Raw genomic sequence first — 13,349 nt, forward strand, 5'->3', positions numbered from 1 at the left:
CACTTTGGTGTGCGATCCGGGGAGCAGTTGAACAAATCGCCGAGCGAGATGAAGCGCAACGCAGCGATTCGCTCGCGCAGGCATTTGGTCAGTGCTCCCTTACATGTTCTGCCGCTGGCGTGCCTTATAGCTCTCATAGCGCTTGCGGGCTTCCTCGACCTCGGAGCGCTCGGAAACCTCCGGTACCGCTACGTCCCACCATGAGCCGCCTTCCTGGGTATCGAGCAGCGGATCGGTATCCAGGGTGATCACGTAGCTGACGCTCGAGGCCTTGGCGCGCTCCAGTGCCGCTTCCAGTTCCTGGATGTTGTTCACCTTCTCGGCGCGAGCCCCGAGGGCAGTGGCGTGAGCGGCGAAATCGGTCTTGGGCGCGCCACCCTCGACGGTCAGGCAGTCGTCCAGCAGGTTGTTGAAGCCGGGGCCGCCGCAGAATTGCTGCAGACGGTGGATACAGCCGTAGCCACGGTTGTCGAGCACCACGGCGATGATCTTGTAGCCCAGCATCACTGAGGTGGCGATCTCGGAATTGAGCATCAGGTAGGAGCCGTCGCCGACCATGACGAAGACTTCGGAGTCGGGCTTGGCCATCTTGGTACCCAGGCCGCCGGCGAGCTCGTAGCCCATGCAGGAGTAGCCGTACTCCATGTGGTAGCCCTTATCGAAACGAGTACGCCACAGCTTCTGCAGCTCGCCCGGCAGGCCGCCGGCGGCACACACCACGATGTCCCTCTCGCCGGCGGCGCGGTTGACGGCGCCGACGACTTCGGCATCGGTGGGCAGGTTGGTACCGCGGTCGGTGGTGGCGATATCCACTGTCTTGTTCCAGTCGGCTCGCAATTGAGCCGCCTTCTCGATCCAACTGCCGTCGGGTTGCCAGTCCTGCAGAGCCGAGTGAACTTCCGGCAATGTCAGCTTGGCATCGCCGACCAGCGGTTGCCCCTTGTGCTTGACGGCATCGAAGGAGGCGACGTTGAGACACAGCAGACGGGCGTCCGGATTGATCATGGCGCGCGAGCCGGAAGCGAAGTCGCCCAGGCGGGTACCCACGGCGATGATCAGGTCGGCTTCGGCTGCCAAGGCGTTGGTGGAAGCAGCACCGGTTACGCCAACGGTACCCATGTTCTGCTCATGGTCCCACGGCAGGGTGCCCTTGCCGGCCTGGGTCTCGCCCACCGGCAGGTGGTAGGTGGAGACCAGCGCGTCCAGCTCGCTCAGGGCGCCGGAGTAGTGAACGCCGCCTCCGGCAATGACCAGCGGCTTTTTGGACTGACGGATCAGCTCGATGGCGGCTGACAGCTCCTGCTGATCCGGCGACTGGCGGCGCAGGCGGTGCACCTTTTCGTCGAAGAAGTGCTCCGGGAAGTCGTAGGCCATGGTCTGCACGTCTTGCGGCATCGCCAGGGTCACCGGACCGCACTCGACCGGATCGGTCAGCACGCGCATCGCCTGGGGCAGCGAGGTCAGCAACTGCTCGGGCCGGGTGATGCGATCGAAGAAGCGGCTCACCGGCTTGAAGCAGTCGTTCGACGTCAGGGTGTGGTCGTGGAAGTTCTCGACCTGCTGCAGCACCGGGTCTGGCAGACGGGTGGCGAAGGTGTCACCCGGCAGGAACAGTACCGGCAGCCGGTTGACATGGGCCACGGCGGCGGCGGTGACCATGTTGGTCGAGCCGGGCCCGGCCGAGGCGGTGCAGGCCATCATCTGCCGGCGGTTCAGCGTCTTGGCGTAGGCGATGGCGGCATGCGCCATGCCCTGTTCGTTGTGCGCCCGGTAGGTGGGCAGTTCCTCCTGGACGTGATACAGCGCTTCGCCCAGGCCGGCCACATTGCCATGGCCGAAGATGGCCCATACGCCGGCGAACAAGGGTTTCAGCTCACCGCCGATGTCGACTTTCTGGGCCATCATGTAGCGAATGACGGCCTGTGCCATGGTGAGTCTAACGGTGTTCATGACAGGACTTCCTCTGCTTGGGGCTGAGCGGTGATACGCAGCCGCTGCCATTCCTCGATCAATTCCGCGTAATTGCCCGCGACCTGGTCGATCAGTTGGGCATCGTCGATATCGCCAGCCAGCCAGGCACGGCTGGGAGCGGAGAACAGGGTGCGGCCGACGGTGAACCCTTTGCACTGGGTATGCCGGGCGGCGGCGGTGAAGCCGTTTTTCATGTCATCCATGGGCGCATCCAGCCCCAGCAGTACCACGCCACGGCAATGTGGATCCTGTCTCTCGATGATTTGACTGACTTCGCGCCAGGCGGCATCGGACATGGTCGGCAATTTCCACCAGTCAGGGCGGATACCCAGGTTATAGAGACGCTGCAGGGAGCGAGCCAGGGTATGGTCATCGACGTCCCGATGGTTGGGCGGAATCACCTCGACCAATAATTCCAAGCCGTTGCTGCACGCTGCCTGGTAAAGCTGGCGCAGGTGGGCCTCCTGGTCGAGCCGCAGCGATACCGGGTCGTCCGGGTGGTAGAACACCAGACATTTGATGATGTGCTCCTTGGGCCAGTGACGCAGGCAGCTCCCCAGGTCATCACCATGCTGGAAGCGCAACGGGCGTGAGCTGGGCAGTTCCACGGGACGGCCGATCCACCACCCCTTGCCGGTGGCGTCGTTGAGCGCGTCCTGGCCGAAGACGTCATCGACCAGAATCGCCGGTCTCTCGAGTCCTGTGCGGCGCGCGCCTTCTTCGGCAGCCGCGACCAGCAGGCGCTTGAGTGCCGGGATGCGAGCGGGATCGGCCTTGACCTCGCGGGCCATGTCGGTGAGCTGGCGTCGGTGATCGAAGGCCAGGCCGCAGACCTCCGGCCACTCCACCGGTGTCCGTGTGGTGGCCCGGTGCAGGTGGTTGAGTTGGATATCCTTGTCGGGGCGCTTCACCGACTCGCGACGGCTCAGGTAGTCGAACAGTTCTTCCTCGGTGGGCATGGCCGGGGCACAGCCGTGGCGCGAAACCACCAGCGCGCCGCAGGCATTGGCGTAGCTGGCGCTGGTGGCCCAGTCTGCTCCACGCAGCCAGCCACGCAGCAGACCGCTCATGAAGGCGTCGCCGGCGCCCAGCACGTTGAGCACTTCGACCTTGACGCCCTCGACCAGGATGCCGTCTTCGATGCGTTCGGGAATTCCACCCTCGAAGACCACGCAGCCCTGGGGCCCAAGCTTGCAGACCAGGGTGGCATCGCTGATCTTGCGCACCGCGCGCAGGGCTTCCAAGGTGTCGGTGCTACCCCCGGCGATATGGAATTCTTCCTCGGTACCGACGATCAGGTCGAAGTCGGGCAACCAGGCCTGCAGGTCACGGGTGACCTTGTCGTCGGCGATGAAGCGGGTTTCACCGTCGCCTGGCGTGGTCAGCCCCCACAATACCGGACGGTAGTCGATGTCCAGCACGCGTTTGACACTATGTTCGGCGGCAGCGTCCAAGGTCTTACGGCAGGCTTTGCCGGTGGTTTCGGTAGAAAGGTGCGTGCCGGTGATGGCCAGCGCCTGGGCGCGGCCAATGAAGGCTGGGTCGATGGCCTCGGCGTCGATGGCCATGTCGGCACAGTCGCGGCGATAGAACAGCAACGGGAAACTGTCGCGATCCTTGAGGGCCAGCAGTACCAGGCCGGTGTGACGTTCCGGGTCGGTCTGCAGGGCCGTGGTGTCGACACCCACGCGCTCGAGCTCTTCGCGCACGAAGTTGCCCATCTGCTCGTCGCCGACGCGCGACAGCATGGCCGACTTCAGCCCCAGGCGAGCGGTGCCGTAGGCCATGTTGCCTGAACTACCGCCCAGATACTTGGCAAAGCTCGAGACGTCTTCGAGGCGGCTGCCGATCTGTTCGGAATAGAGGTCGACGGCGACGCGTCCTAGGCAGATCAGGTCCAAGGTCTTCGTGTCGTTCATAGCGGTCGTATCCTACTTGGGGCCGTATCCCGAGCTCCTGCGTAGCTGCCTGTCAGGGAGGACTCTGTCGGCCGGGTTGCCGTATATCGGTAGCGTTTTTCAAGTTTCGTTCAGATTAGAATATAAATTCCAAAATCTCAACAAATGGAAGAGATGATTCATTAGCCATTGGTCGCAGGTTGGCCTGATTGGCAGAAAAAAGCCCTGACCGGCCGGTCGTGGCAGGCTCAGGGCTTTTGGGCAGGATCAGTCGTCAGGCCAGGGCATGCCCGGGTCAGGCGTAGAACCCGGGGCGCTCCGGCATCTCGATCGACTCGATCTGGCCGCTTTCCTGGGCCTTGACACAGACATCGCCGGCGATGGCCGCGGCATAGCCATCCCAAGACGACGGTCCGCCGATTTCACCGCTTGCCACGCCGTCGATGAAGGCCTGGAGCTCGACATCGAAGGCGTCGTTGAAACGTTTCTTCCAATCCTGAAGGATGTCGCTGGAGAGTTTGCCGGCCTGGCGGTACTGCAGGCTTTGCGGCTCGGGCAGGTTGGCGATGCCATCCTCGCCGACGACGGAGCATTGGATGTCGTAGCCGTATTGGCAGTTGACGAAGACTTCCACATCGATGCGTACGCCCTTGACGGTTTCCAGCAGTACCATCTGTGGGTCTTCCACCTTGCTGTGAGCGTGGCGGGTCTTGCGGGGGAAGATGACCTGGGCGCTCTTGTAGTCATCGTCGAGCAGCCAGCGGAAGGTATCCAGCTCGTGGATCAGGGTGTCGTGGATCGCCATCGGCGTGACGTAACGCTCCGGCACCTCGGGATTGCGGTGCGCCGCATGGATCATCAACGGCTCACCGAGCTTATTGGTGTCGATGGCGTTCTTCATCATCTTGTAGCCGCTATCGTAGCGACGCATGAAACCAACCTGTACCAAGCGCTTACCGGCCTGGATCTCGGCATCGATGATGTTGCGACAGCCTTGTGCGGTGGTGGCCAGTGGCTTCTCGCAAAACACGTACTTGCCGGCTTCGATGGCCGCCAGAACGTACTCCTCGTGGGTCGGGCCCCAGGAAGTGACCAACACGGCATCGACATCGTCGGCCTCGATCAGGTCGTGGCCATTGTCGTAGACCTTGGCCCTGAGCCCCAGGTTGTCGACCATGCGCTGCGACTGCTCGGCATTGACATCGGTGACGGCGACGATTTCTCCACCGGTGAGTGTCTGGGTGATGCGCCGCGAGTGCTCCTCGCCGATCATCCCGGTACCGATGACTCCGATTCTGACGGTCATTGTTGCGTCCTCATTTATTATTCCAGTACTTGTCGACGTAGCGCTGGATCTCTTCGCGCATGAAGCGCGAGGATTCCTCGGCGCGCTCTTCCCAGGCAAAGACGCAGGCGGTCATGATGCCGTCGAAGCCGACATCGGCGAGTGTCTTGAAGAACAGGTCCCAGTCGACCTCGCCCTGGCCGATGTCCAGGTGCTGGTGGATGCGTGCGGTGGAGCCGGGCGGATTGATGATGTAGCGCAGCCCCGAGGACGCCTTGTGGTTGAAGGTATCGGCTACGTGCACATGGGCCAGCACCGGTGCGCTGTCGCGGATCATCTGTTCCATATCGTCGCCGAAATGGAAGGTATGGGGAGCGCAGTAGAGGAACTTCACATTGGGCGAGTTGATGGTACGTATCATATCCACGGCCGGATGCAGCGTCTCGACGAAGTCATCGGGGTGCGGCTCGATGTTGAGCTGAATGCCTTCGCGCTCGAAGATCGGCACCAATTCTTCCATGGATCGCCACCAGGAGGCCTCGCTCGACTCTGTGGTAGCACCCCCCTGGCAGCAGCTGGAACAGCTGCCGCGCTCGGGATGCGGGCCGCGACCGAACTCGGAATTCATGGTGTCGACTTCCAGTTCCACCGCGATCTCGATGGCCTTCTTCCAGTACTTGACCGCCGCCTGGCGCTCCTCTTCATGAGGGCTGGCCCAGCGATACATGGGCAGCAGGGAAGACAACTTGACGTCATGAGCCTTCAGCGCCTTCTTGAATGCCTGTAAGCGCTCGGGATAGACGCGGGGATGGACGAACCAATCCAGGAAGTCGGCCCGCGGCGATAGTTCGATGTATTCGTAACCCAGGTCGGCCGCCAGTCTTGGTAGATCGTTGAGCGGCACATGCCGATGCATGAAGGGATCGAGGGCGATTTTCATGATTGAGTCCTCTCTTGGTCTCCAGCGGTTGCTGGTTGGGCGTTGGAGAATTCGACGGGTCCGTTACGCGGCCAATTGCTGGCGGATGTAGTCGATGCTTTCCCTTACGGCACCAAGCGGATCCTGCAGTCCATGTACTTGTTCGGCGAAGGGCTCGAAGGAGAAGTAGCCACGGTAACCGGCAGCCAGCAGTTCCTTGATCTGGCCGACGTTGTCCAGGCGGTCGCGATCTCCCACCAAGAGACGATGGGCGTCGAGCATGTCGTCGAAACCGATTTCCGGGTCCTCGACGCCGGAAATGTGTACCAGGCCGGTACGCTCGGCGAAGAAGGCGGTTTCGCCGGCGCCTTGATGATGGAAGGTGTCATGGACCAGGCCGAAACGCTGCTCGAGTCCCAGTTCCTGAATCGCCCTGACCGCCTTCTCCTTGGTGCGCAGCGAGGAGATGGGGAAGCCCAGCGGTTCGACGAAGCCTTGCAGATCGTAGCGGCCAAGAATGCCGTCCAATGCCGTCAGCGCCTGCTTGAGACCGGCGTGCTTCTCTTCTTCGGAGGCGCGGTAGTCACCATCGACCAAGGGGCACAGCACCAGGCCCCGGCCGCCGGCGGCATCGACCAGCTGTGCCAACTTCTCGGCCTGGGTGGCGCGTTCGTCGTTCCAGATATTGAAGGGATAAAGGGCATTGATGCTGAGCACCTCGATCCCGAATTCACGGGCGTACTTGCCTGCCGCCCTGGCCTGGCCGAGTTCAGTGATGCTGTTGGCTTGCACATCATTACGCAGCTCGACCGCGCCCAGGCCCATCTCCTTGGCGGCTTCGATCAACTGCTCCGCGCTCAGGCGAGGGCACACCATGTGATTCAGGGAAAACTTGAGTGATTGTGCGGACATTGGATCCACCCTTGTGTGTATGTTGTGTTGGTGCGTTGCGGTCGTGCCATGGCCGATCGGGGGCTGGCATTCGTGGCTACCACGGCCCTGAGGCGTGCTGAATGAGCTGAAGGCTAGAACAAGCATTCCAAAAAATCAACATGGGAAATTTTTATTTCTCTTGAGATGGAGGGGCGCGACAGGAGGGGATTAAATTTATATTATTCAATTGGTTATATGGTGAGTGGCGTGGGGTGTCCTGGAAAGGTGGTAGGGAAGCTGCGCCTTCTCTGCTACTAAAGGAGCAGACATTGAGGGGTAATGACAGCGCCATGGGATATCACCTCAGCAGGGCATCGAGCTGGTAATCTGGGCAACCGCTCCCTGTACCATGAAAATCGTTTGTTCTATACTATGGTATAGGTGGAATATACATTCCGTGTCGCCTAGACTGCACCTGCGACCATGTCATCCCCGTGAACCCTCCAGGTGTCGCGGCTTCGGAAGGAAGGCTGAACCATGATCCAGACCCCACAGGACTTCGCCGAACTCGAAGAACGCATTACCGAGGAATACCCCTCCTTGAGCCGTCGGCTCCAGCAGACGGCGCGGTTCCTGCTTGATCATCCCCAGGAAGTAGCATTTGCCACCGTCGCCAAGCTGGCCGAAGAGGCGGGCGTAACGCCTTCGACATTGATCCGTTTCGCCAACAGCTTCGGCTTCAAGGGGTTCTCGGAGATGCAACGGCTGTTCCGCTCGCGCCTGGTGGATGAGTTGCCCAACTATGCCGAGCGTATCCGTGCGGTGCGCACCGCCACGGGAGAGACCCCCGACAGCACGCAACTGCTGTGGGAATTCGCCGAGGCCAATAGAGATGTCCTGGAGCAGCTTCCGGGACGTATCGATCCACACGATCTGGAGCAGGTGCTGGATATCTTCGAGAAGGCGGAGATCGTGCATGTAATGGGGGCCCGGCGCAGCTTCGTGGTTGCTAGCTATTTCACCTACGCGCTGCATCATATCGACAAGCGGGCCTTTTTGGTCAATGGGCTGGGAGGCATGCACGGCGAGCAGATGAAATCCGTCGGCAAGCGGGATGCCGTACTGGTGATCAGTTTCTCGCCCTATGCCCAGGAGTCACGCGAGATTGCTGCCGAGGCCAAGGAGCGTGGTGTTCCGCTGGTCGTGATCACCGATTCCAACCTCAGCCCCTTGGCGCGACTGGCCGATGTTTCTCTCGTGGTGCACGAGGCGGAGGTCAAGAGTTTCCGTGGCCTGACAGCCTCGCTGTGCCTGACCCAGACATTGGCGATTGCTCTCGGCGTGCGCCAGGACAAGACCCGTGACGCCGCCGGCAAGGACGATACCTCGGCCAGTGGTCAGGGGTGACGCCAAGCTCGATCGCTGACAAAGCCAATAGTGGTACCCGCGGCATGCCGTCGATGGGCGGCATTAGCTCGCCGCTGCGCGCTTGTTGCACGAAAAGGGCGTCGCATCGGCCGGGAAGACATATACACCGTTACTACGCATTAGATTGTTAGGAGGGCAAAGATGACATCACTTCTGGTACGCCCCCAGGAACCCGATGCCCAGGGCAAGGTGCTCGAGGTCACGCCGGAATCCGCCGGTTGGGACTATGTCGGCTTCCGGGTGCACAAACTGAAGAAGGGGCAGAGCCTCGAGAGTCATACCGGCGATCGCGAGCATTGCCTGGTACTGCTGGCCGGCCGTGCCACCGTGGCCAGCGGCGACAATCGCTGGGAGGATATCGGCGAGCGCATGGACATCTTTGAGAAGGTGCCCCCCTACGCCATCTATTTACCCAACGACGCGAGTTTCCGCATCGAGGCGACCACCGACATGGAATTGGCGGTGTGCAGTGCGCCGGGCAAGGGTAGCTATCCCGCGCGCTTGATCGCACCGGAACAGGTCAAGCGCAGTACCCGCGGGACCGGCAGCAATACCCGCCATATCCAGGACATCCTGCCCGACTCGGAACCGGCCGACAGCCTGCTGGTGGTGGAGGTCTATACGCCCGCGGGCAACTGGTCGAGCTACCCGCCGCACAAGCACGACGTCGACAACCTGCCCGAGGAGTCGATCCTCGAGGAGACCTATTACCATCGCCTGAATCCGTCCCAAGGGTTCGCCTTCCAGCGGGTCTATACCGACGACCGCTCGCTGGACGAGACCATGGCGGTGGAGAACGGCTGTTGCGTGATGGTGCCACGGGGCTATCACCCCGCGGGCGTGCCCCACGGCTATGAACTCTATTATCTGAACGTGATGGCCGGGCCGAAGCGCGAATGGAAGTTCCAGAACGACCCGGATCATGAATGGATCGTCAAGCAGTGATCGCCACGCTCGCTGGTTGAGACTCTCTCCAGGCAGTGTGTGGCTGTCTTGCTTTGCCCTGCCCTTGCGGCGGGGCTTTTTTGTGATGGCCTCCACTTGGTGCACTGGTCCAGGTCGAGTGCAAAGCGCAAGAAACATCATGGAATGTACGTTTCAACTATACCAAAGTATAGAATGATTTTTTTGTAAAAAATAAAAATAGAACCTATATTCCATAAAGTGCGACTCGGAAAGAATGCTTCCGATCCGCCAGTGCCTTCCCACCGCCTCGGCGGCCTGGTTGGCTCGACAAACACAACAACACTCGTGTTCAGGAGTCTGCTCTCATGAAACGCCTACTTCTCGGCGCCGCCATATTCGCTACCTGCACCTCTTCCGCCCTGGCCGCAAGCATCGGGGTATCCGTTGCCTACTTCGACGATAACTTCCTCACCACGATGCGTAACGCCATGCAGGCCGAGGCAGAAGCACAGGGCCACGAAATCCAGTTCCTCGATGCCCAGGGCGATATCGGCCGTCAGCTCAGCCAGACCCAGACCCTCGCCGCTCAAGGCGTCGATGCCATCATCATCAATCCGGTGGATACCGCTGCTACCGGCAAGATGACCGAAACTGCGGTCAGCAATGGTATTCCTCTGGTTTACGTCAACCGTGAGCCGGAGGGTAACGACCTCGATAATGACGGTGTCGCCTTCGTGGGCTCCGACCAGAAGGTATCCGGTGTGATGCAGATGGAAGCCCTGGCCGAGCAGCTCGGCGGCGAGGGCAAGGTCGCGATCATGCTCGGCGAGCTCTCGTCGGGGGCGACCCATCAGCGCACCGAAGGGGTCAAGGAGGTGGCTGCCACGTTCCCCGACATCGAGATCGTCGAGGAGCAGGAAGCCAACTATCAGCGTAGCGAAGCCATCGACCTGATGAATAACTGGATCGTGGGTGGCCAGCAAATTGACGCTATTGCCGCCAACAACGACGAGATGGCCCTCGGTGCGTTGATTGCCATGCGCCAGTCGGGTATCTCCCCCAAGGACATCAAGGTCGCCGGCATCGATGCCACCCGCGACGCCCTCGACGCCATGCAGCGCGGTGAACTGGCCGTTACCGTCTTCCAGGATCCGGTCGGGCAGGGTGGCGGTGCCGTCAAGGTCGCTATCGACATGATCAATGGTGAGCCGGTCGAGAAGATCAACATGGTGCCGTTCAAGCTGGTGACCTCCGACAACCTCGACGACTTCCTCAACTGATAGCCGCGCGGCCTGCCCGCGTGTGGGCAGGCCATCCCGCCGAGATGCGCAGGAGTGCTCGTTATGGCAACCATGACCGCTGAAAAACTTTCCACCGCGACGTCCGAATACCTGCTGGAAGTCGTCGATGCCCGCAAGACATTTCCCGGAGTAGTGGCGCTGGACAACGTTCAACTCAAGATTCGGCCGGGCACCGTGCATGCGCTGATGGGCGAGAACGGCGCGGGCAAGTCGACCCTGATGAAGATCATCGCCGGCATCTACATTCCCGACCTGGGCGAGGTTCGCCTGCATGGCGAGCCCTTGCAGCTCAATGGGCCACTGGATGCCCTGGAAGCCGGCATCGCGATGATCCATCAGGAACTCAACCTGATGCCGTACATGACCATTGCCGAAAACATCTGGATTCGTCGCGAGCCGCTGACGGCATTCGGCTTGGTCGATCACAACGCCCTATATGACAAGACACAAGCGCTGTTCGATCGTCTCGGCATCGAGCTCGACCCGGACATGGAAGTACGGCACCTGACCGTGGCCGGCCGGCAGATGGTCGAGATCGCCAAGGCGGTATCCTACGAATCCGATGTGTTGATCATGGACGAGCCGACCTCGGCGCTGACCGATCGCGAAGTGGCGCATCTGTTCCGCATCATCGCCGACCTCAAGGCCCAGGGTAAGGGCATCATCTATATCACCCACAAGATGGATGAGGTCTTCGAGATTGCCGATGACATCTCGGTATTCCGCGATGGCCAGTTCATCCACACCGCCCCGGCCAGTGAGCTGACCTCCAACGAGATCATCAAGCTGATGGTCGGCCGTGAAGTCAATCAGATGTTCCCCAAGGAAGAGGTGCCGATCGGCGGGGTCGTGCTGTCGGTCAAGAGCTTGGCCCTCGATGGTGTGTTCGAGAACATCAGTTTCGATGTGCGTGCTGGAGAAATTCTCGGCATCGCCGGCTTGGTGGGCTCGGGGCGTACCAACGTTGCCGAGACCCTGTTCGGTGTAACGCCGGCCACTTCCGGAACGATTTCGATCCATGGCGAGGAAGTCGCCATCACTTCACCGCATCAAGCCATGCTACGCGGGTTGGCTTTGCTCACCGAGGACCGCAAGGAAACCGGCCTGTTCCTGAACCTCTCCGTGCTGGAAAACATGGAAATCGCCGTGTTGCGTGATGGATACACCAAGGGGGCCTTCGTCGAACAGGGACGCATTGATCACGAGTGCGACGGGATGAAGGCAATGCTGCGGGTCAAGACCCCGGATATGGAGGAGCGCATTGGCAACCTTTCCGGTGGCAACCAGCAGAAAGTGCTGATCGGTCGCTGGCTACTGACCAAGCCTCGCATCCTGATCCTCGACGAGCCGACCCGGGGTATCGATGTGGGGGCCAAGGCCGAGATCCACAAGCTGATCTCCAAGCTTGCTGGCGAGGGGGTGGCAGTGATCATGATCTCCTCGGAACTACCGGAAGTGCTGGGCATGAGCGATCGCATCATGGTCATGCACGAGGGCAAGGTCACCGGCTTCCTCGACCGCGGTGAAGCCAATCAGGTGAACATCATGGAACTCGCGTCGTCACCGGTGGAATTGCCGGCGACAGATGATTGAGGGATTCCAAGGTATCAACAAGGTATAAAACCATGGCTAATTCAAGCGAAACCACCACTCAACATCTGGAAGTCGCCAAGAAGCGCAAGCGGCGCGTACCTACCGAAGTCAGCATCTTTCTCGTGTTGGTCGGCATCGCGGTGCTGTTCGAGATCCTGGGCTGGATCGTGCGCGGCGACTCCTTTCTGATGAACCCTCAGCGTCTGCTGATCATGATCCTGCAGGTGTCGATCATCGGCATCATCGCCATCGGGGTGACCCAGGTGATCATCACCGGTGGTATCGACCTGTCGTCGGGGTCGGTACTGGCCCTGACCGCCATGGTCACTGCCAGTCTGGCGCAATCTTCCGACTACGCACGTGCGGTATTCCCCGCGCTCACCGATATGCCATGGATGGTTCCCTTATTGGCTGGCTTGCTGGTCGGGGCCCTGGCCGGCGTGATCAACGGCGCGCTGATTTCCTTCGCCGTGATTCCGCCGTTCATCGCCACTCTGGGTATGATGGTCAGCGCCCGTGGCGTGGCACGAGCCTATACCGATGGCCAGCCGGTCAGCATGCTCACCGATCAGTTCACCTGGATCGGTTCGGGCGCCAACCCGGTGATCATCTTCCTGGCCGTGGCGGCATTCTTCCACATCGCCCTCAAGTACACCCGCTATGGCAAGTACACCTACGCCATTGGTGCCAATCCCCAGGCGGCCCGTGTCTCCGGCATCAATGTGCGTCGCCACCTGGTCGTGGTCTATGCCATCGCCGGCTTGCTCGCTGGCCTGGCTGGGGTTGTTGCTTCGGCACGTGCCGGCACCGGCCAGGCGGGCATGGGCATCATGTATGAGCTCGATGCCATCGCTGCCGCCGTCATCGGTGGTACCAGCCTGGCAGGTGGCGTCGGCCGTGTCACCGGTACCGTCATCGGAGCCTTGATCCTGGGTGTGATGCTCAGTGGCTTCACCTTCCTCGGCGTCGACGCCTATTACCAGGACATCGTCAAGGGCGCGATCATCGTCATCGCGGTCATCGTCGACCAATACCGTCAGCGCAAGCGTAACAAGACGGCCTGACCCTCTCGTGATGTCTCACTATTGACGAACCCCGCTGCGGCGGGGTTTTTTGTTATGGCGAGTGTCTGTGCGTAGGCTGAAGTGCATCCGGTATCCCTCAGGCAGGACCGC

10 protein-coding genes are annotated in these 13,349 nt (G+C 60.9%); 5 read left to right on the forward strand and 5 right to left on the reverse strand.

Annotated elements, in window-relative coordinates:
* Positions 1–99: 99 nt before the first annotated feature.
* The 5 genes from iolD to ACFOEV_RS03735 all read right to left on the reverse strand — a co-directional run bounded on the left by iolD (position 100) and on the right by ACFOEV_RS03735 (position 6,985).
* Positions 100–1,950 carry a 3D-(3,5/4)-trihydroxycyclohexane-1,2-dione acylhydrolase (decyclizing) gene (gene iolD / locus ACFOEV_RS03715; protein WP_386771733.1) on the reverse strand — a complete coding sequence of 617 codons (1,851 nt, stop codon included), beginning with the start codon at positions 1,948–1,950 and terminating at the stop codon, positions 100–102.
* On the reverse strand, positions 1,947–3,890 hold the full coding sequence (locus ACFOEV_RS03720; protein ID WP_386771735.1) for a bifunctional 5-dehydro-2-deoxygluconokinase/5-dehydro-2-deoxyphosphogluconate aldolase: 1,944 nt from the start codon (positions 3,888–3,890) through the stop codon (positions 1,947–1,949). Before ACFOEV_RS03720 ends, iolD begins: the two co-directional genes overlap by 4 nt.
* Before the next feature lie 274 nt (positions 3,891–4,164).
* On the reverse strand, positions 4,165–5,175 hold the full coding sequence (locus ACFOEV_RS03725) for a Gfo/Idh/MocA family protein (protein WP_386771737.1): 1,011 nt from the start codon (positions 5,173–5,175) through the stop codon (positions 4,165–4,167).
* 10 nt (positions 5,176–5,185) lie between these two features.
* A complete protein-coding gene (locus tag ACFOEV_RS03730) occupies positions 5,186–6,094 on the reverse strand; it encodes a sugar phosphate isomerase/epimerase family protein (RefSeq protein WP_386771739.1) in 909 nt (302 codons plus the stop codon).
* Positions 6,095–6,157: 63 nt separating this feature from the next.
* A complete protein-coding gene (locus ACFOEV_RS03735; protein ID WP_386771741.1) occupies positions 6,158–6,985 on the reverse strand; it encodes a TIM barrel protein in 828 nt (275 codons plus the stop codon).
* A 498-nt stretch (positions 6,986–7,483) separates the two neighbouring features.
* Here ACFOEV_RS03735 and ACFOEV_RS03740 point away from each other — a divergent pair, with 498 nt between their 5' ends.
* From ACFOEV_RS03740 to ACFOEV_RS03760, 5 genes are all read left to right on the forward strand, one after another.
* Entirely contained in the window at positions 7,484–8,353 is an 870-nt protein-coding gene (locus ACFOEV_RS03740; protein ID WP_386771743.1) for a MurR/RpiR family transcriptional regulator, read from the forward strand.
* Between the two features lie 162 nt (positions 8,354–8,515).
* Positions 8,516–9,319, forward strand: a complete 804-nt coding sequence (gene iolB, locus ACFOEV_RS03745) for a 5-deoxy-glucuronate isomerase (RefSeq protein ID WP_386771745.1) — start codon at positions 8,516–8,518, stop codon at positions 9,317–9,319.
* A 326-nt stretch (positions 9,320–9,645) separates the two neighbouring features.
* Positions 9,646–10,560 (forward strand): sugar ABC transporter substrate-binding protein, encoded by a 915-nt coding sequence (locus tag ACFOEV_RS03750; protein WP_386771747.1) that lies wholly within the window; start codon positions 9,646–9,648, stop codon positions 10,558–10,560.
* Between the two features lie 63 nt (positions 10,561–10,623).
* Positions 10,624–12,174, forward strand: a complete 1,551-nt coding sequence (locus tag ACFOEV_RS03755; protein ID WP_386771749.1) for a sugar ABC transporter ATP-binding protein — start codon at positions 10,624–10,626, stop codon at positions 12,172–12,174.
* A gap of 32 nt (positions 12,175–12,206) precedes the next feature.
* Positions 12,207–13,238 carry an ABC transporter permease gene (locus ACFOEV_RS03760; protein WP_386771751.1) on the forward strand — a complete coding sequence of 344 codons (1,032 nt, stop codon included), beginning with the start codon at positions 12,207–12,209 and terminating at the stop codon, positions 13,236–13,238.
* Positions 13,239–13,349 lie beyond the last annotated feature (111 nt).

This window comes from Litchfieldella rifensis, assembly GCF_042646605.1.
GTDB classification, from domain to species: domain Bacteria; phylum Pseudomonadota; class Gammaproteobacteria; order Pseudomonadales; family Halomonadaceae; genus Litchfieldella; species Litchfieldella rifensis.

Coding starts and splice junctions, on each gene's coding strand:
- iolD (WP_386771733.1), bottom strand. CDS start 1,950: ATGAACACCGTTAGACTCACCATGGCACAGGCCGTCATTCGCTACATG.
- ACFOEV_RS03720 (WP_386771735.1), bottom strand. CDS start 3,890: ATGAACGACACGAAGACCTTGGACCTGATCTGCCTAGGACGCGTCGCC.
- ACFOEV_RS03725 (WP_386771737.1), bottom strand. CDS start 5,175: ATGACCGTCAGAATCGGAGTCATCGGTACCGGGATGATCGGCGAGGAG.
- ACFOEV_RS03730 (WP_386771739.1), bottom strand. CDS start 6,094: ATGAAAATCGCCCTCGATCCCTTCATGCATCGGCATGTGCCGCTCAAC.
- ACFOEV_RS03735 (WP_386771741.1), bottom strand. CDS start 6,985: ATGTCCGCACAATCACTCAAGTTTTCCCTGAATCACATGGTGTGCCCT.
- ACFOEV_RS03740 (WP_386771743.1), top strand. CDS start 7,484: ATGATCCAGACCCCACAGGACTTCGCCGAACTCGAAGAACGCATTACC.
- iolB (WP_386771745.1), top strand. CDS start 8,516: ATGACATCACTTCTGGTACGCCCCCAGGAACCCGATGCCCAGGGCAAG.
- ACFOEV_RS03750 (WP_386771747.1), top strand. CDS start 9,646: ATGAAACGCCTACTTCTCGGCGCCGCCATATTCGCTACCTGCACCTCT.
- ACFOEV_RS03755 (WP_386771749.1), top strand. CDS start 10,624: ATGGCAACCATGACCGCTGAAAAACTTTCCACCGCGACGTCCGAATAC.
- ACFOEV_RS03760 (WP_386771751.1), top strand. CDS start 12,207: ATGGCTAATTCAAGCGAAACCACCACTCAACATCTGGAAGTCGCCAAG.